Origin of the sequence: Thalassotalea sp. PLHSN55, from assembly GCF_052030545.1 — a bacterium.
Taxonomy (GTDB): Bacteria; Pseudomonadota; Gammaproteobacteria; order Enterobacterales; family Alteromonadaceae; genus CANMXU01.
Genome location: NZ_JBPDIH010000002.1, coordinates 581317 through 600904, shown reverse-complemented (window position 1 = coordinate 600904; position 19588 = coordinate 581317). Strand labels below are relative to the sequence as shown.

13 protein-coding genes are annotated in these 19588 nt (G+C 40.0%); 9 read left to right on the top strand and 4 right to left on the bottom strand.

Annotated elements, in window-relative coordinates; genetic code table 11:
• Window positions 1-64: 64 nt before the first annotated feature.
• On the top strand, window positions 65-793 hold the full coding sequence (locus tag ACRRSQ_RS05695; RefSeq protein WP_440874740.1) for a substrate-binding periplasmic protein: 729 nt from the start codon (window positions 65-67) through the stop codon (window positions 791-793).
• Window positions 794-824: 31 nt separating this feature from the next.
• Here the strand turns inward: ACRRSQ_RS05695 and ACRRSQ_RS05690 are convergent, their stop codons facing one another.
• Together ACRRSQ_RS05690 and ACRRSQ_RS05685 are read right to left on the bottom strand one after the other, a co-directional pair.
• A complete protein-coding gene (locus ACRRSQ_RS05690) occupies window positions 825-1655 on the bottom strand; it encodes a CvfB family protein (RefSeq protein ID WP_440874739.1) in 831 nt (276 codons plus the stop codon).
• 100 nt (window positions 1656-1755) lie between these two features.
• Window positions 1756-2211 carry a TerB family tellurite resistance protein gene (locus ACRRSQ_RS05685; protein WP_440874738.1) on the bottom strand — a complete coding sequence of 152 codons (456 nt, stop codon included), beginning with the start codon at window positions 2209-2211 and terminating at the stop codon, window positions 1756-1758.
• 197 nt (window positions 2212-2408) lie between these two features.
• Between ACRRSQ_RS05685 and nagX the strand changes: the two genes are divergently transcribed.
• From nagX to ACRRSQ_RS05670, 3 genes are all read left to right on the top strand, one after another.
• The gene (gene nagX, locus ACRRSQ_RS05680) at window positions 2409-3545 is read left to right on the top strand and encodes a transmembrane glucosamine N-acetyltransferase NagX (RefSeq protein ID WP_440874737.1); all 1137 of its coding nucleotides are present in this window, start codon (window positions 2409-2411) and stop codon (window positions 3543-3545) included.
• Window positions 3546-3818: 273 nt separating this feature from the next.
• On the top strand, window positions 3819-5015 hold the full coding sequence (locus ACRRSQ_RS05675) for an efflux RND transporter periplasmic adaptor subunit (protein WP_440874736.1): 1197 nt from the start codon (window positions 3819-3821) through the stop codon (window positions 5013-5015).
• A gap of 3 nt (window positions 5016-5018) precedes the next feature.
• A complete protein-coding gene (locus tag ACRRSQ_RS05670) occupies window positions 5019-8177 on the top strand; it encodes an efflux RND transporter permease subunit (protein WP_440874735.1) in 3159 nt (1052 codons plus the stop codon).
• A gap of 90 nt (window positions 8178-8267) precedes the next feature.
• Here ACRRSQ_RS05670 and ACRRSQ_RS05665 read toward each other — a convergent pair whose 3' ends face one another.
• Window positions 8268-9107 (bottom strand): 2OG-Fe(II) oxygenase family protein, encoded by an 840-nt coding sequence (locus tag ACRRSQ_RS05665; protein WP_440874734.1) that lies wholly within the window; start codon window positions 9105-9107, stop codon window positions 8268-8270.
• 201 nt (window positions 9108-9308) lie between these two features.
• On the opposite strand from ACRRSQ_RS05665, the gene ACRRSQ_RS05660 reads away from it, so the two are divergent.
• Window positions 9309-9614, top strand: a complete 306-nt coding sequence (locus ACRRSQ_RS05660; RefSeq protein ID WP_440874733.1) for a hypothetical protein — start codon at window positions 9309-9311, stop codon at window positions 9612-9614.
• Between the two features lie 154 nt (window positions 9615-9768).
• A complete protein-coding gene (locus tag ACRRSQ_RS05655; protein WP_440874732.1) occupies window positions 9769-12345 on the top strand; it encodes a sensor domain-containing phosphodiesterase in 2577 nt (858 codons plus the stop codon).
• A 180-nt stretch (window positions 12346-12525) separates the two neighbouring features.
• Here the strand turns inward: ACRRSQ_RS05655 and putA are convergent, their stop codons facing one another.
• Window positions 12526-16326, bottom strand: coding sequence for a bifunctional proline dehydrogenase/L-glutamate gamma-semialdehyde dehydrogenase PutA (putA, locus tag ACRRSQ_RS05650; protein WP_440874731.1), 3801 nt, complete (start codon window positions 16324-16326; stop codon window positions 12526-12528).
• Window positions 16327-16466: 140 nt separating this feature from the next.
• On the opposite strand from putA, the gene ACRRSQ_RS05645 reads away from it, so the two are divergent.
• From ACRRSQ_RS05645 to ACRRSQ_RS05635, 3 genes are all read left to right on the top strand, one after another.
• The gene (locus ACRRSQ_RS05645) at window positions 16467-16946 is read left to right on the top strand and encodes a winged helix-turn-helix transcriptional regulator (RefSeq protein ID WP_440874730.1); all 480 of its coding nucleotides are present in this window, start codon (window positions 16467-16469) and stop codon (window positions 16944-16946) included.
• 124 nt (window positions 16947-17070) lie between these two features.
• A complete protein-coding gene (locus ACRRSQ_RS05640) occupies window positions 17071-17922 on the top strand; it encodes an HDOD domain-containing protein (protein WP_440874729.1) in 852 nt (283 codons plus the stop codon).
• A 137-nt stretch (window positions 17923-18059) separates the two neighbouring features.
• The gene (locus ACRRSQ_RS05635; RefSeq protein WP_440874728.1) at window positions 18060-19484 is read left to right on the top strand and encodes a sodium-dependent transporter; all 1425 of its coding nucleotides are present in this window, start codon (window positions 18060-18062) and stop codon (window positions 19482-19484) included.
• Window positions 19485-19588 lie beyond the last annotated feature (104 nt).

The window sequence follows — 19588 nt, the reverse complement described above, 5'->3', positions numbered from 1 at the left end:
TTATTTACTAAAAGGTGTTATTAACAACGCTTTTGAGAAGTAAATAACATTAAGGGGGCAGAATTTGACTAATTTTTTTCGACAGATGAAATTGATTAGCTTCTTTTGGGTGTGTAATAGCATTATATTTACTGCGTATGCCCAACAATCGATTGTCGTTTTAGTCCCTAACTTCCCGCCATATACCGAAAAAAAATCAGATAAAATTGTTGGCATAGGTATTGAACTAGCAAATCAAGTTTTTGAAAAAGCGGGTATAGCAGTCAATTACCACATTTACCCTAACTACGCTAAAGTCGTTGATGAAATTAAGCGAGATAAAGGCTCAGCATTTTTGCTTGCTAGCCAAAATGCTGAGCGGGATAAAATTGCTGTCTTCAGTGAGCCTTTGTTTATCAATCGTTGGTGTTGGTATACCTTAAAGAATTCATCGTTAACACCATTGCAAGAGCACTTTAAATTGCGGGCAAAAGTGAGCACGCACTTCAATGCCAATACGCACAAATGGCTGATTAGTAATGACTACTTTGTGCAACCGGTTATGGAAACAAAAAAACTGCCTGAAATGCTAGCGCGACGTTACATTGACGCCGCATTTATTGCGGAACTTGTGTTTGAAGATGCGATAAAAGAGGCAGGCATTGCCCCTAATAAATTTAAGAAGTTTGTTGAATTAGAAAAAGATTTTGGTATTTATATTAGTAAACGCTATTTAGCTAAATATCCAGAGACATTAATAAAAGTCAACCAAGCCATAGCTGACATTATGTCAAAGAAGATTATCAATGACTAAGTTGCCAATCTTTAATTAAATTCAAGACAAGTTAATTTAGGCGAATGCCGCCTTTTTCAATTTTAACTTTGCCTTTTTTGAGTAAGTTACCCACAGTTGCTTTAAAGGTTTTTTTACTCACCCCTAAAGTTCGTTTAATGAGCTCTGGCGAGCTTTTATCATGTAATGGACTAAAGCCATTGTTTTCTTCTAAATGACTGATAAGTTTATCACTAAAATCAATCACTTTACCTTTGCCGCCACGCGTTAAAATTAAATCAATGCGGCCGTCTTCACGCATTTTTTTAATATAGCCAGTGACTTTTTTACCGATGCGCAATGGTTGAAAAATTTCACTGTCGTATAACAAACCCCAATGCTTATCGTTAATAATAGCTTTAAAGCCTAAGTCGGTTTTACCACCAATAATAAGCTCAACTTTGTCTCCTTCATTATAGTCGGCCGGCCAAATATCAATAAATTTATCAATTTTGCTTGAACCAACAATACGCTCGGTGCGCTCATCAAGGTAAATTCTCACCAAGTAATATTTACCGACTTCCATTTTACTGTGCTGTTGGTTGTATGGGACGAGTAAGTCTTTTTTCAAACCCCAATCTAAAAAGGCGCCCATTTTATTGACTTGCGCCACTTTTAGCGAGGCAAACTGATCAACCTGCGCAAAAGGCTGCTCTGTGGTGGCAACTAAACGGTCGGCAGAATCCGCATAGATAAATACCTTAACCTGTTGGTCAACATCACAATCTTGCGGCACGTAGCGATTTGGCAACAGTATTTCGCCTAATTCGCCTGCGTCTAAATAGGCACCGTTATCGGTTATTGCGATAATTGAAAGGGTATTGAATTTGCCAATATCAGCCATGAATTACTCTAAAAGGGTGGTTTTGAAATAAGGCGCAATTATATCGCACAATTGCTTTTTGTTCTGTTACTTTATTCTCTTTTATTGGCATAACCAATAATCAGTCACTTTGATGGCTAATTGCTTGTGTTTTAGTGGCGATATATTCGCTGTGGCGCAGGTGAAGTAAGTCGGCAATTCGGCGTATGGTATGTTCTTCAATGCTCGCAATTTTGCCGTCTGCCAGCGCTATTTTCCACAGTAATTCAACAATGGTCATGCGCTGTGAAATACTATAGTGACTATTAATTTTTGAGGTGAATTGATAAAAGTCAGTTGCTTGTTCGCTATGTTCAAAGGCTTGTTCGATGATTTCTTTCACTTCACTTGCTTGCAAAGAAAAATGCTGACTAATAAGTGTTTGTAGCATTTTTTGCTCGCTATCACTTAAATGATCGTCTGCTCGCATCACTTCGCATAACAACACAGTACAAGCGACTTCCAGTGAAAACTTTTCGTCTTCATCAGAATTTTCTTGATTCAAGTTTTGCAAAAATTGACTGATCTTACTTAGCATAAAAGCTCCTTGGTTAACATGATTGTGTCGGGCATGTGCGCGGAACTCAAGTAATTCAATCGAATAAATCATAACAAAATGTGTTTGTTGTTTACATTGGCGACTATTTAGTTGAACCGGAGTTTTTGACAGCGCTGTCTTTTTGTTGGGTGATAGTTTATTATGCGGATTAAATCACCAAAAGTTAGGTTAAAAATATGCCGCAATTAGCTTCATCGTCATCAAATAAAAAACGGTTGTTATCCATCGACGCACTTCGTGGATTTGATATGTTTTGGATTCTAGGTGCCGAAGGCGTATTTGCCGCACTTTATTTGATCACTGGCTGGGGATTTTTAACTGTCTTTGCCGAGCAGATGCAGCATACCAGCTGGCATGGTTTTACTGCCTATGATTTGATTTTCCCACTGTTTATATTTTTATCGGGTGTCAGCATAGGGTTGGCAGCAAAACCTATGTCTGCCTATTCGCCAATTCAAGGTAAACAAAAGTTAAGGCATGCCCACAAGCGATTGGCGTTATTAGTTTTACTCGGGATTGTTTACAACCATGGCTGGGGCGGCGGAATGCCTGCAAGCATTGATGAAATTCGCTTTGCAAGTGTGCTTGGCCGAATTGGTCTTGCCTGGTATGTGGCGGTGATGTTGGTATGGTATACCAGTATTCGTAGCCAATGGTGGGTAGCCATAGGGTTATTACTTGGTTATTGGTTAATACAAACTACAGTAACTTTGGGCAGTTATGGTGGTGGTGATTTCAGCGCAAACGGAGCAATTAATGCGTGGTTCGATCAAACTTTATTACCGGGCATTACCTATCAAAACACGCTAATTGACCCCGAAGGACTGCTGTCGAACCTAGGCTCTATAGTTAATGCACTTGCCGGTGTTTTTGTTGGCCGACATTTAATTAAATATCAGCAACAACCTAAAAAATTACTATCGCACTTAGTTGGCAGTGCCCTTATTTTATTGCTACTAGCTTATGGTTGGGGAGTCGTTTTACCGATCAATAAAACGCTATGGTCCAGTTCATTTGTGCTGCTAACTTGTGGCTATAGTATTTTATTGCTGGCACTGTTTTATTGGATAATTGATGTGCTCAATATTACTCGGTGGGCATGGGTTTTCGCCGTCATTGGCACCAACTCAATTGTTGCCTATTTAGGTACTAGCCTTATCGACTGGAAATTTAGTGCCAACAGCTTATTTGGTGGTGTGATCACAGCGATGCCAACTCAATTTCAGCCATTAGCACATATTGTTGCCATTTTGCTCATTCAATGGCTTATATTATATTGGCTATATAGCCGAAAAATTTTTATAAAAGTATAAAAAGTGGCGAAAAAAACCAACTGACTTTCTGTCGGTTGATTCAACTTTTTGTTGTTTCAAAAAATACCTAATTTAATTTATATCTCATCTCATTGTTTTATAAAGAATAAACGTGGCTTCACTAACGTTTTTTCTTTACTTTGGTGAAGTCGGTGTGAATTTTGTAATAAGCATTTACAACTTTGTTGATTATCGATACATATTTTTGGTTATCCTATGTAGTAATTGACAAGATGTTACAAAAATCACATCCATTCCATTGAGGACAGAACTGTGTCACGGAAAAAACAAATAATAGTACCTATTGTAATCCTCGCTGCCGGTGTCGTTTCATTTATTGGCTTTCAAAGCCTGAAGAAACCACCTGAAGAAAAAGCTCCTGTAGATAATACCCCTATTGTTGCGGTTGAAACTATTTCAGTTGAACCTATGGTGTTAGAAGTTGAGTCGTATGGCTTAGTAAAACCGAAATATGAAACTGAATTAGTCGCGCAAATTAGCGGTCAAGTAGTTGAACTGTCAGACACTTTTGTCCGTGGTGGTTTTATCAAAAAAGACCAGCTGTTAGCACGCATAGATCCTAACGATTACGAAGCCGCATTAATTGATGCACAAGCAAACATGGCGTCAGCGCGCGCGGCATTAGAAACAGAGCGTGCGCAAGGTAAGGTTGCCGAGCGTGAATGGGAGCGCATTTCACATTCATCACCGACAGAATTAAGTTTACGTAAACCGCAATTAGCACAAGAAATAGCGCGAGTAAAAGCAGCGCAAGCTTCAGTTTTACGCGCCAAACGCAATTTAGAACGCACTGAAATTAGAGCGCCTTATGACGCGATGATCGAAAGCAGAAATGTCGGGTTAGGCTCTTTTGTCGCCATTGGCAGCCCTATCGGTAAAGTACTAGGTACCTCGATTGCTGAAGTGCGACTACCTGTTGCAGATAAGCAACTTAAGTTTTTAATTGACCAAGGTAAAGACTCGCAAGTTTTACTTAATGGCACTTATGCGGGCGAAAAAATGCAGTGGTCTGCGCATATTGCGCGCGGTGAAGGTGTTGTAGATAACCAAAGCAGAATGAGTTATTTGGTTGCGCAAGTTGACGATCCTTACCGTTTGCAAGCATCTGAAAATTCAGTAACTCCGTTACGTTTTGGTTCATATGTTACCGCAGATATTCTTGGCCAACGATTAGACCAAGCTGCCATTATCCCTCGTCATTTGGTGGTCAATAATGCTGTGGCTATATTGGACAGTGAGCTTAAATTAAAGTACATGCCAATTGAAATTGTTCGCCAAGATGGTGCTAATGTGATCGTCTCTAACGGACTTGCTGAAGGTGACCAATTAATCATTTCTGCCTTAGATTATCCAATAGAAGGTATGCAGTTAGCGTTGCCAAGCGATGACGCTATTGAAAGCGATTTAGAATCTGTCGAAACTCAGCTTGCCGCAACGATTGAGGATTAAGCGATGGACGATACTAATAAAGGTTTAATCGCATGGTTTGCACGCAACAGTGTTGCGGCAAATTTATTAATGATTTTCATTTTAGTGGCGGGCTTTTTAACCGCGCAAACGATCAACAAACAAATGTTTCCGCAGGTAAAAAGTAATTGGATTTCTTTTGCTGCGCCATATCCGGGTGCTGCGCCACAAGAAGTGGAAGAAGGCATTACCATTAAAATCGAAGAAGCGTTAGAGTCAGTTCAAGGCTTAGAGCGCGTTATTACCTATTCAAACCGTGGTTACTCAAATGGTTGGTTTCGTGTTGATGAAGCCTACGACCCGCAAATTGTCTTAGAAGAAGTCAAAACACAAATCGACTCGATTCCAACCTTTCCTGATGGTATGGAACGTTTAAAAGTTGAACGTGAACAATACCGTCAAGAAGTTATGTATATCAGCCTTTATGGCGATATGGATAATGTTGAGCTGAAAGAATTAGGCCGCAGAATTCATGATGAAATTCAGCAATTACCGCTGATTAATGTCTCTGAATTTTTCAGTGGTTTAGGCTATGAAATCTCAGTTGAAGTTAGTAAAGATAAACTACGCGAGTTCAACCTAAGTTTTAATGACGTTGCCAACGCGGTACGCAATTATTCACGCAATATGTCAGCAGGACAAATTCGCGCTGAAAATGGCTATATTAATTTACGTGTTGAAAATCAAGCCTATCGTGGCCATGAATTTGAACGTATTCCAGTTATTACCTTAGCGGATGGCAGTAAAATACTGTTAGGTGAAATTGCAACCATTAATGACGGCTTTGAAGAAGGCTTACAGTATTCAAAATTTAACGGCAAAAACTCCGTCACACTTTTTATTGGCGCGGCTGACAATCAAAGCATGACCGATGTTGCCAATGTCATCAATAAATATGTGGCAGAAAAAAATGCGGCCTTACCTGAGGGCGTACAATTAGAAAACTGGGTGGATTTTACCTACTACGTTGAAGGTCGATTGAACATGATGATCGACAACATGATCAGTGGTGGTTTATTAGTGTTCTTAATGCTGGCGTTGTTCTTACGCATTCGCTTAGCATTTTGGGTAATGATGGGCTTGCCAGTGTGTTTCCTTGGGACATTACTGATGATGCCAATGGAATTTGTTAACGTCACCATTAATGTGACCAGCTTATTTGCCTTTATTTTAGTACTCGGCATTGTCGTTGATGATGCCATCGTCATGGGGGAAAGTGCCCACGATGAAATTGAAGAGCATGGTCACAGTACCGAAAATGTTATTCGCGGGGTAAAACGTGTTGCTATGCCAGCGACCTTTGGCGTACTGACAACAATCGCCGTATTTGTACCGCTAGCGTTAGATGACGGGCCTTCCTCGGCCTTTGGTCAGTCAATTGGTTTTGTCGTCATTTTTTGTCTGATCTTTTCATTAATTGAATCAAAGCTTATTCTGCCAGCGCATTTGGCAAATATGAAAGTGAAAAAGTTTAATGCTAATAACCCACTTGACCGATTACGCGCTGCGGTAGATCGAGGCTTAAAACACGTTATCGAAAATGTCTATCGCCCTTCATTAGAAGTGTGTATTAAGTATCGATACGGTGTCTTGATGTTTTTTATTAGCATCATGTTATTAAGTGCCGGCTTATTCAGCGGAGGTTTAATTCGTTTTGTTGGTCAGCCTAAAATTCCCCACGATTTTCCACGTGTCAGTATTGAAATGAATGTCGATGCGTCCGAGCAATCAACCTTAGATACTGTGCTAACGGTAGAGAAAATTTTATATCAAGTCGATAAAGACATAGTGCAAGAGCATGGCAAACCTATGATCGCTGATATGCAGGTAGATCTACGCAGTCGCACTAGTGCACGTATTATGGTGAAACTTGTTGAACCTGAAGTGCGTGCGATGGACACCTTTGCATTAGCTGATTTATGGCGTAAAGCGATCCCAACATTACCTGGGGTGAAATCGTTTTCTATCGACGACAACTTGTTTGGTGGTGGCCGTGAAGATGGTGATATTGCTTTTCGTTTAGAAAGTAAAAATGACGCTCAGCTGCTAGCGGCGGCTAAAGAATTGAAAGCCAAGCTTAATACCTTGAAAGGTGTCGGCGATGTGAATGATAGTCGTCAAACCAGTGCCAAAGAAGTGCAGTTTGAACTAAAACCTTTGGCGTATAGTTTAGGGTTGACCTTGGCTGATGTTGCCTCGCAAGTTAACCACAGCTTTTATGGGCTAGAAGCACAACGCATTTTACGTGATACCGAAGAAATTAAAGTGATGGTGCGTTATCCTGAAGGGCAACGCAGCTCGATTGGCCATGTTGACGAAGTGATGATCCAAGCGCCAAATGGTGCTGAATTACCCTTGTCTGAACTGGCGAATATTCACTTAACCGATGGCGTAACTCGTATTCGCCGAGAAAATGGTAATCGTACTATTAACGTTTGGGCAAGTGTCGACGCAGACCAAGTTGAGCCATTTGAAGTAGCCAAAGATATTCGCGATAACTTTATTCCTGAGTTGTTACGTCAATATCCGCTAGTGAAAAGTGAGGTTTCTGGTCGTATTCAAGAAGAGCTTGATAGTGCCAATGATCAGTTAAGAGATTTTGCCATCTCGTTAATGGTTATTTTCTCACTCTTGGCGATACCGTTAAAATCGTATTCACAAGCGATGATGATCATGGTGGTTATTCCGTTTGGTGTCATTGGCGCCGTGTTTGGGCATTTGATCTTAGGTATGGATTTAAACGCCTTATCAGTCTTTGGTATTTTAGCTGCCGCAGGTGTGGTGGTGAACGACTCGCTGGTGATGGTGGACTATGTTAACAACGCCAGAAAAGCAGGCATACCGCTCAAAAAAGCGGTGGTATATGCAGGTACTAAACGCTTTAGAGCGATCATGTTAACGTCTATTACAACCTTTATGGGCTTAGTACCTATTGTATTTTTTGAAACCAGCATGCAGGCTAAAATCGTTATTCCTATGGCGGTATCTTTAGCTTTTGGCGTGTTATTTGCGACCATTGTGACTTTAGGCTTGATCCCAAGTTTATATGTGATTATTGAAGATATTAAAAAGCAAATGCGACGTTTAATTAATGCAATTAAAGGATTTTTTGGTCACAAAGTGGTGACTGAACAAAAAGCTTAATAATGAAATGTTAAGCGCAATAAAAAGCCATCAATTTTGATGGCTTTTTCATTTTCAACTTGGTAAAACGTGTGATTTAAATACTTTAACTTATTTGACGCCTAATTCTTTTAGTCGCTCTAATAAGTAACTCGCTTGGGTGTGTTTTTCAGATAACACCACTTCACTTCTTGGATGCAAAAATAGCGGCAGTGAAATTCTTGGTTTTTTTGCTGCGTCGCCAGTCGGGTTCATCACTCTGTGTGATGTCGATGGAAAGTAGCCACCAGATGCTTCTTGTAACATGTCACCAATATTAATAATTAAATGACCAAAATCAGCTGGCACATCGAGCCATGAACCGTCAGGTGCTTGAACTTGTAAACCGGGTTCGTTAGCCGCGGGTAAGATAGTCAGTAAATTAATATCTTCATGGGCAGCAGCTCGAATAGCACCTGGCTCTTCTTCGCCGGTCAGTGGCGGATAATGCAATACGCGCAACAGCGTATTTGGTGTGTTTTTTATCATATTAGCTAACGGCTCTGAATAGCCAATGGCAACATCGGCAGGGCTATGCGCTTCAACCCAAGTTAGCAGTTCTTGCGCTAGCTCTGAGGCAAGTTGGTAATAAGATAAAATATCGTCGCTTAACTCGTCAGGAATACGGCCCCAGGGGTAAACATGATAATACTCTTTAATGTCTTTAACTTGATGACCTTTTGCCGTTTCTGATATTTGACAGGAAAAAAAACCGTCTTGCTTTTCAACGTCAAAGGCATAGTCATGTTTACTTTCTCGGTGAAAAAATGTGTACCAATCTCGATAGATCGAATCTACTAGGTTTTGCGGAATAGGGTGGTTAATAAGCACACCAAAGCCTGAACTTTTTAAACTTTCAACAAAGCGTTTGGGTGCGTCTTGGGCTAAATAATCGACAACGTGAACTTTCATGGTAAGCCTGAATTCTTTTTATGGTTCTGTCACTGCCACTAATTTTAGTCGGTAAAATTGAATTAGCAAAATGCGCTCAAAGAAAAGGCTTATAAATTACAGCGATAAAGTTTAAAAGAACAAAAACTAAAGCTATCGCCTAAGCTTTTACCTCGTTATAATCGAGAAATAAAGGAAATGATAAATAATATAAGTGACTCTATGAAACCTCTCCTATTTGTATCTCTATGTTCAGCTATCACGCTTTCTGGTTGTGCTTTAAAAGAAGACCCTTGTGAAAATGTAACTGTTGCCGCCGAAGAATTGCAGCAATGTAAAATACTTAAAAGACAAATGGAACAAGCTCGTGGCAATATTGTTATACGAAGTGAGCTTGAACGACGTTATCAAAAAGACTGCGTTGAATTACGTTACTACCGTGACGCTAAGCAAGATTTAGTGTGTGGCAATAAAGCAAAAGTTGAAGAAAAAGAACGTCAAAGAAAAGAACGACTTAGTGAGCAGTAATCACTATGGTGTTGTAAATTTGTTCAATAAACTTATTCTAAATACGAGCATTTTACTTTATAGTTAAATGCTCATCTGCGTATTATTTTACTATTTATTTTAAATAAAAATTTTTTAATTAGCTGTTTTATAAGGAGTTGTTGGTTTTTTGCCTATGAAGTCACCTTTAAAAGATATTATTAGTGAAAATAAGAGTCAACACGCTTTTGATCCCAACAGTAGTTTGTCTTTAGCAGAAAAATATCAAAGCCTACAAGATCGCTATACCGCACTTTTTAAATTAAACCAGTTATCGAACAGTTGTGCAGATTTAAATGCTTTTTTTGCACAGGTGCATGGTGTAATTTGCTCCTTAATGGTGGCGGAAAATTTTTATATCGTCATGTACGATCAAACCTTATCTACGCTTGAATTTGTATATCATGTTGACCAAAAAGATGAAAAACCAGACGGTATTTTTTCTTATCACGACTTTGATGGCTCATTAACTCACCTTATTATTGAGTCAGCACAACCACTGTTAGCCACCCCATCGTTAATCGATTTACTGCATCAAAAAGAGTTAATTTCCGGCATAGGCACTCAAGGTACTGATTGGTTAGGCGTGCCGTTAATGAACGACGGCTTTGTGATTGGCGTGATGGCGGTGCAAAGCTATGACGATAATAATCGTTACAACGATCAAGATTTAGAGCTGCTTACCTACACCGCCCAGCATATCGTCACAGCGATGGTTAGGCTACAAGACCGAGACCGTTTGCAAAAAGCGGTCGATGCTAGAACGCGCGAATTAATGCAGCAAATTCGAGATCGAGAAAAGTCAGAATTGTTGCAAGAATCTTTGTATCGCATCTCAGAGCTCACCAACGATGCAGCTATAAATATCGATGAATTTTATCGACAGGTTCACAACATCGTTGGTCAGCTTATTAATGCTGCTAACTTTTTCATTGTGAAATTTAGTCCAGACAAAAAAATGTTGTCTTATGTCTATTATGTCGATCAAAATGCACTTGAAACACCACAAGACTACGCGCCGCGTAAGTTTGGCAATAGCTTTTCTGATCTTGTCATAAGAAAAGGCAAAACCCTGCTGTTGTCCTACGAAGAGATGTTTGCGTTATACGAGCAAGGTGAGGCGCACTTGCCACAGCCTGAAACGAACTCATGGATTGGGGTACCGCTTCGACAAGGGGACGACACTATCGGTGCTATGGTCATTCAAAGCTACCGAAAAGACATAAGCTATAATGTACAAGATGCTGAGTTGCTTAACTTTGTTGCTCATCATGTGGCTATTGCGATTAAACGACGCGATGCGCTTGATGTAGAGCGCCGCTCTCATGATTTACTTGAGCAGCAGGTTAAATACCGAACAGCAGCACTTGAAGAAGAAATTAAACAAAGAAAGCAGGCGGAAGAGCAATTAAAACACGCGGCTTCACATGATAGTTTAACCGGCTTACCTAACCGTACGATTTTCCTCGATTTATTAGATCATGCCATAGCATGTCGACGCAGAAAGCCAGAATTCAATTTTGCGGTATTATTTTTAGATCTTGATCGCTTTAAGGTGGTTAATGATAGCTTAGGACATCACGCTGGCGATCAACTTTTGCGTATCGTATCGCGAGAGTTAACAAAAATAGTGCGAGATAAAGATACCGTTGCCCGTTTAGGGGGAGACGAGTTTGTTATTTTAATTGAAGATTTAGAGTCAAAGCGCGAAGCTTTTGATGTTGCCCAGCGTATTACTGAGCTTTTACAAACGCCATTTGATGTCGAAAAGCAGTCGGTATTTATTGGTACCAGTATCGGTTTGTTATTTAGTGACGACCGTTATAATTCAGCCGATATTATGCTGCGTGATGCCGATACCGCGATGTATCATGCTAAAGATAAAGGCAAAGGGCGTTATGAAGTTTTTGATTCGAGTATGCATAAAAAAGTGCAAAATGCGTTAAAACTCGAAACCGACTTACGTGAAGCAATCGCTCTACAAGAATTTATCCCGTATTTTCAGCCAATTATCAATCTTACCAACCAAAGAGCGGTTGGTTTTGAAGCGTTAGCGCGTTGGAATAGCAGCAAACGCGGCTTTGTATATCCGAATGAGTTTATTCCATTAGCGGAAGAGACCGGCCTAGTGATGGCAATTGATATGCAAATATTAGAAAAGTCTTGTTTGCAGCTAAAGCACTGGCAAGAAAGCCTTGGGCGTCACGACTTATACGTGAGTTGTAATTTATTTTGTAATCACTTTTTTAGTTCATCCTTAGTCGAAGATGTTAAAGCGATAATTGAAAAAACCGGTGTTTCCGCCAGTAATCTTCGAGTTGAACTAACTGAACGTGCTTTACTTGAAAATAGCGAAATGGTACTGAAAAACATGCAAGCACTGAAAAAGCTTGGCGTTAAAATTCTGTTGGATGACTTTGGTACCGGCTATTCAAGTTTAAGTTATTTACATCGCTTTCCGATTGATGTGCTCAAAATAGACCGCTCATTTATCAATAATATTAATCAAGATCGCAGTCACCGCGCCATTATAAAAACCATTGTCGATTTAGCGACTAACTTGCAAATGGCCACGATTGGTGAAGGCATAGAAAACTTAGACGATGCTCAGTTTTTAACACGTATGGATTGTATTTACGGGCAAGGTTACTATTTTGCTAAACCTATGCCGGCCAAAGATACTGACGATTATTTGTTATTATCGCAAAGATAAAAATTAGCGTTTTAAAAGCTAAAAGCTAAAAGCTAAAAGCTAAAAGCTAAAAGTGAAAAGCTAAAAGTGAAAAGCTATAAGTGAAAAGTTAAAAGCTACAAGTTAAAAGATTGGCTAAAAAATAAAAAAACGAGCAATTTATTGCTCGTTTTTTGTTTTTAAAGTGATGTTCGTCGTTTGCTAACTAACATTCGACTCCATTGTCATTAGTGAGGCATTACCACCCGCTGCTGTTGTATCTATGGTAATGGTTTTCTCTGTCGTTAAACGCTCAAATAAATCCTGCTTATTAATGTTTGTTAATAGAGGCAAAATTGCACCGCTGCGCGCGGCAATAAGCTCGCCAGAAAAACGTTTAAATGGGCTGGTTTGCTCAATAATGGTACCAGCTAAACTTGGCGCGTTTAGAACATGCTCGATATTATTAAGCCCAGTGACTTGGAATACACCTTCAGGCAACCCTAATTCTTTCAATAAATTGGCAATGGTTTGCGTTTCTTGTGCAAAAGCTTTATCCACCACAGCAATTAAGCAATTGCCGCTTGCTAGCGCTGAAAAGAGTGCGTTTAGCCAAAAGCTGAAGCTGGTTTGCTGACAACGAATACAGGCTAATGTGCCACGAGACTCTAAATATAAAATATTAGACTCGCCTGTCGGCCCTGGCAGTACTTTTGGTGTTGCTAGTGTTTTTTCAATCACTAATAACTGACTACGCACTTCTTGCAGCACTTGTGGTAACTGCGCTTCTTGAGCAATAACCACTTTATTTGAAGCTAAACTCGCTAACAATTGACGCAAAATAGACAGCTTATTATTTAGCGGTACAAAAGACCACGGTACTTCGCTTTGTTTGGCTAAGCTTGCTGTCGTATTAATCGTTGCACTATTGCCTTTTGCTTGTTCAATATCCGCTAACAATTGACTATGCTCTGCTTCAGACAATGGTGTATCTTGATAGCTAGTTTTCTCTTTAACAAGCGTCGTTAAATATTGTGGCCCACCAGCTTTTGGACCGGTACCAGAAAGCCCTCGACCACCAAAAGGTTGCACCCCAACAACTGCGCCAATCATATTGCGGTTAACATAGACATTACCGGCACGCGAACGAGCGGCTAAGTATCGGCTTTTTTCTTCAATACGGGTATGAATACCCATAGTTAAACCAAAACCGGTGCCATTAACTTGTTCGATAACTTGCTCAAGTTGGTTGGCTTGATAACGTACGATATGCACAATCGGACCAAACACTTCTTTTTTCAATAATGACAAGTGCTCAATTTCATAAAGGCGTGGCGCAAAGAAGTTATGAGCATCGCCCTTGATGGTGGAAGTATCACAGCTGTAATGCAAAATCGCTTTATCGTTTAAATAGTCAACATGTTGGTTTAAAGCATTGAGGGCTTTTTTATCAATCACGGGGCCAACATCGCTGGTTAACCACGCTGGGTCACCAACGGTTAGCTCTTGCATCGCGCCTTTGATCATCGTGATGATTTTATCGGCGACATCGTCTTGTAAAAATAATACCCGTAATGCCGAGCAGCGTTGACCCGCACTTTGAAAGCCAGAAGTGATAACATCGTCAACCACTTGCTCGGGTAGGGCGGTAGAGTCAACTATCATACAGTTTTGACCACCGGTTTCGGCAATTAGCGGCACAGGCTCACCTTGACGCTGGGCAAGTTTTTGCGAAATCCAACTGCCTGTCTCGGTAGAACCGGTAAACATAACGGCTTGAATGCGTTCATCAGGCACTATGGTTTCGCCCACTAATTTACCACGAGCGATAACGGCATTAACTACGCCTTTAGGTAAACCAACTTGCTGCATTAATTCGATGGTACGTAAAGCAACTAAACTGGTTTGCTCTGCCGGCTTTGCAATGACGGTATTGCCGGTAACAATTGCAGCAGAGACTTGGCCTAAGAAAATCGCTAGTGGAAAATTCCAAGGGCTAATGCACAAGACAACACCACGAGAAGCTATTTCGCTGGTATGAAAAAGCGCTTGTGCTCTGGCGGCATAATAACGGCAAAAATCGACAGCTTCTCTAATTTCCGCAACACTATCACCAACAGACTTGCCGGCTTCTTTAATGCACAAGCCGATTAATTCATCGCGATGTGCTTCTAACGCATCTGCAGTTTTTAGTAGTATGTTTGCACGCTCGCCCACCGGTGTATTTGACCAAGTATCAAAGGCTTGTTCTGCGCTATCAACTAACGCTGTCATTTGACTTGCTGAGATATGCTCAATATAACCAACTACTTCATCGGTATTAGCAGGGTTGGTTACCGCTTCAATATTGTCTTTTTCTGGCTTATCAATCGACTCTAATTGATGTTTTTCAATGGTAACGCGCATTTCACTAATATCGTCAATATCGGTTAAGTCGATACCTTTTGAGTTTTTACGTTCACTACCATAGATGTCAATTGACTGAGGAATGTTCGGGTTGTATTTATTTTGCCACGCTTGCACCACTTCAACTGGGTCAGCAAGTAAGGATTCAACCGGAATGTTTTCATCAACAATGTTGTTAACAAACGAAGAGTTGGCGCCGTTTTCTAGTAGCCTGCGTACTAAATAAGCAAGTAAATCGGAATGTTTACCAACAGGTGCATAGACGCGACAAGGCACTTTTTTACCGGTTACGACTTGATCGTATAACGACTCGCCCATGCCGTGTAAGCGCTGGAATTCAAAACCTGTGGTGGTGTCTGCCATTTCGATAATTGTTGCCACTGTATAAGCGTTATGTGTGGCAAACTGTGGGTAAATGCTATCGCGATATTCAAGTAAACGCTTAGCACAGGCTTGATACGAAACATCCGTTGAGGGCTTGCGGGTAAATACCGGGAAGTCGGCGAAACCTTCAACTTGGCTTTCTTTAATTTCGCTATCCCAATAGGCGCCTTTAACCAAACGCACCATCATTTTACGATTGGTTTTTAAGGTTAAGTCGCGGATCCATTCGATAACCTGCAGTGCTCGTTTTTGGTAGGCTTGTACAGCGATACCAAAACCATGCCAGCCATCTAAATCTGAGTCGGTAAATACTGCTTCAATAATATCTAACGATAAGTCTAAGCGGTTAGCTTCTTCGGCATCAACCGTAAAACCTATGTCGTATGCTTTAGCGGCATAAGCAAGCTTTTTCAAGCGCGGAATAAGTTCTTCGATGACACGTTCGCGGTGAGAAAATTCATACCTAGGGTGGATCGCTGAAAGCTTAATGGAGATACCTGGACTTTGTTGTGGTCCTTTATTGTTAGCCGCGTTACCAATAGCTTTTATTGCACTCATGTAGCTATTAAAGTAACGGTCGGCATCAGCCATGGTGCGAGCACCTTCACCTAACATATCATAAGAATAGGTGTAACCTTTGGCTTCAGTTTCTTGGGCACGTTCAATAGCGCTATCTATGGTGTGGCCCATGACAAATTGTGTGCCCATAATTTTCATAGCGTAACGCACTGCTTTACGAATAACGGGTTCGCCTAATCGACCAACGGTTTTCTTTAACAAACCAAATTGTTCGGTTTTCTTTGTGTCAGAGTAGTTAACTAGTTTACCGGTTAACAACAAGCCCCATGATGAAGCGTTAACAAATATAGAATCACTATTACCTATATGTGCGCCCCAGTCTCCGTCGGCAAGTTTGTCGCGAATTAAGCTATCTGCAGTGCTCTTATCAGGCACGCGTAATAAGGCTTCAGCAAGACACATTAATACTACGCCTTCTTCGGTAGATAACGAAAATTCATTTAAAAGTGCGTCAACACCACCTTTACCTACTTGGTCTTTACGAATATTAACCACTAATTGGCGAGCAAATTCCCATGCTCTCGATTTGGCATCGACACCAATTTCAGCAATAGGTAACAGCTCATCTAATATTGTATTTTCGTCGGCGCGGTAATTATCACGAATCGCCTGACGGATTGGGTTAGATGTTTTTAATGAACCGTTAAATAACATAAGGACACCTTTTTTCTTAATCAACAAAATAAATTAGTGCTGAATTTTATCTAAGCTGTAACAAAATGTGCTGGCGTTATTCTTATTTTTGCCGTAGCTTATTTGGTTAAATTAAACTTTAGCCATAAAAAATACTGAATATGTCTCAGGATAAATCAAGAGCATTAGATCGTATTGATCTAACAATTTTAGACGCTTTGCAAAAAGATGGTCGAATTTCAAATGTTGAATTAGCTAAAAAAGTTAATTTAAGCGCCAGTCCGTGTTTAGATAGAGTGAAGCGCTTAGAAAAAGAAGGTTATATTAACCGCTATGGTGCTTTTTTAAATGCTGCTAAATTAAAGTACGGCATGTCGGCTTTTATTCAAGTGACCCTTGACAGAACCACCAGTGATGTTTTTAGTCGTTTTCAAAATGAAGTTGTCGCGATTAAAGAAGTGGCAGAGTGCCACATGGTTGCCGGCGGTTTTGACTATTTACTAAAGCTTAGATTTGAAAATATGGAAGCCTATCGTGAAGTTCTTGGTGTGATTGTTGAACTACCTGCTGTTGCCCAGACACATACCTATGTTGTTATGGAGAATGTTTTTAATGATCGCGGTGTGCCTATTTTAGAATAGCTAGAGTGAAAGGCAAAAGAACAAAAAGCGTTAACACGCTACACTTATTAAAAAGGTAAACGAATAAACTAACGTTATACCGGTTGGTTTACCGCTAATAAAAATACAAGAGAGAAGATAAAATATGAATGCTCATGATTATGCTCTGCGGGCAAATGGCTCTTTCGCATTACCTGATGCTTGTTTTAAAGTGAAAGCGTTAATGGACGATGAAAACTCGGCCATTGCTGATTTTGCCGATGTTATTAGCATCGACCCGTCGATGACCTCGCGTTTATTGCAAATTGCCAATAGCGCTATTTATAGCTTTCCTGGAGAAATTAGCACCATTTCTCGCGCTATCACCATAATTGGCACGCAATCGATATATAACATGATGTTGGTTGATGTCGCTGCATCAGCGTTTAAACACTTCTCTAATCAAGCGATTGATTTAAAACGCTATTGGCGGATGAGCGTGTTTACGGGCTTAGCGGCAAAAAATTTGGCCATTAAAGCTAATATTAAAGATATTGAGCGTTTGTTTGTGGCTGGCTTATTGCAAAATTTTGGCGAATTATTGGTGGCAAAAATTACCCCTGAAATTGCTCAGCAATGTGAAAAATATTCACCTGAGCAGTTGCCATGGGATCTGCAGCAGCAAGAGTTAGGTTTTACTTATACTGATATTTCGGCCGAACTACTCAGTATTTGGCAGATCCCAGAAAAAATTATTTTGCCGATTCGTCATTATAATCAAGCAAAAACTATTCAAATTAATAAAGATATAAAGGTGTTGTATTTAGCGTCACGCTTAGCCTTGGTTGATTCTCACCCTGACGAGTTTAGCTATGATCAGGCGGTTGATGAACAATTATGTAACAGCCTTAACATTAGTACTGATGATCTTAATGAAGCGGCAGAATTTGCCTCAGCAGAAGCGCAAAATATTTTGTCAATTATGAATTCTGGCTTGTACAGCAAGAAGAAAGCATAAAGCGAGTTTTGAGTTACAAATGGAGTGATTATCATACACTTTGGCGCTTATTGAGACAGAGTCAAACAAGACTTTGCGAAAAAAGCTTGCTAGCATCAGCTAATTAAAAAAGAGTTATCATAATTAAGAGGAAAAATATGAGCGCAGCAAGAGAACACTTTAGTTCTAAAATTGGATTTATTTTAGCCGCAGCAGGATCTGCTGTTGGTATTGGTAACTTAGTGGGTTTTCCTGTTAATGCCGCAAAAAATGGCGGTGGTGCATTTCTCTTAGTTTATGCCTTGTTTGTATTTTTAGTTTGTTTGCCAGTGATGATCGCCGAAATGGCACTGGGTCGTAAAACAGAAAAAGAGCCTGTTGGCGCTTATAAATCACTAAGTGGTGGTAGTAAGCTTTGGAGCGTAGCCGGTTTATTTGGTGTATTAACACCATTTATGATCGCAGTATTTTACATGGTTTTAACGGTATGGATTTTTGCTTATATCGCCTTAACCGTGACGGGTAATCTAGACTACTTAGCTAGCCCCGCAGGATTTGGCGAAATTATTAATAGTCCCTATATCTTTCTAGCCATGGCAGGTGTAGCTGCAATTGTTAACTTTATCTTGGTTGCCGGCGTTAAAGACGGTATTGAAAAGGCGGCTAAAACCTTAATGCCAACACTGTTTGTAATGTTAGTGCTGATGGTTATTTTTGTGTTAACCCTAGATAATGCGATGGCAGGACTAAAGTTTTTCATCATTCCAGATTTTTCTAAAATTACACCAACAGTGATCAATGGCGCTTTGTCACAAGCATTCTTTTCATTGTCGCTGGGTATGGGGATTTTAATTACTTACGGCTCGTACATTAATCGTCAAACCAATATTGCTAACTCGGCTAAATTGGTTGCCATTACCGATACCGCCGTTGCTTTTACTGCCGGCTTAATGATTTTACCGGCGGTATTCTCGTTTGACCCAGCAATTGATACTTCAACATTAAGTGATAGTTCGGTATCACTTATATTTACTTTCTTGCCAAAAATATTTTTAGCCTTACAAGCATCTATTGGCTACATTGGCGCGAGTGTTGTGGCGACATTTTTCTTTGTTTTAGTTTTCTTTGCGGCAATTACTTCACTGGTGTCTATTTTAGAAGTACCTGTGTCTTACTTAGTGACAGAGAAAAAGCACAGTCGTAAAAAAGCCTTGTTTATTCTATTAATTACAGCAGGTTTATTAACTATTTTTGCTACGGTATCGTTTGGTATGGTGAGCTTTTTCACTGAATTTACCAGTTACGCAGGCGGTACTCGATCGTTTTTTGACGTAGTGTACGATATTTTCTACGACACTATCTTGCCGTTAAACGGATTCTTATTATGTATTTTTGTTAGCTACCGCTGGAAAAAAGCAAAATTGTCTGAAGAACTCAGTATTGGCAGTGAATCGTATAAAGGTTCATGGGTGGAAAAATACATCAACTTCTCGTTAAGTACTTTCATTCCTGCCATTATTTTAGTGGTATTTATTAATACGGTTGCGCAAAAGTTCTTTGCGGTTAGTTTGTTTGGTTTATAGGCTCTAGCTAAAAGCTAAAAGCTAAAAGCTAAAAGCTAAAAGCTAAAAGCTAAAAGCTAAAAGCTAAAAGCTAAAAGCTAAAAGGTCATTGAGGTTAATCTTCA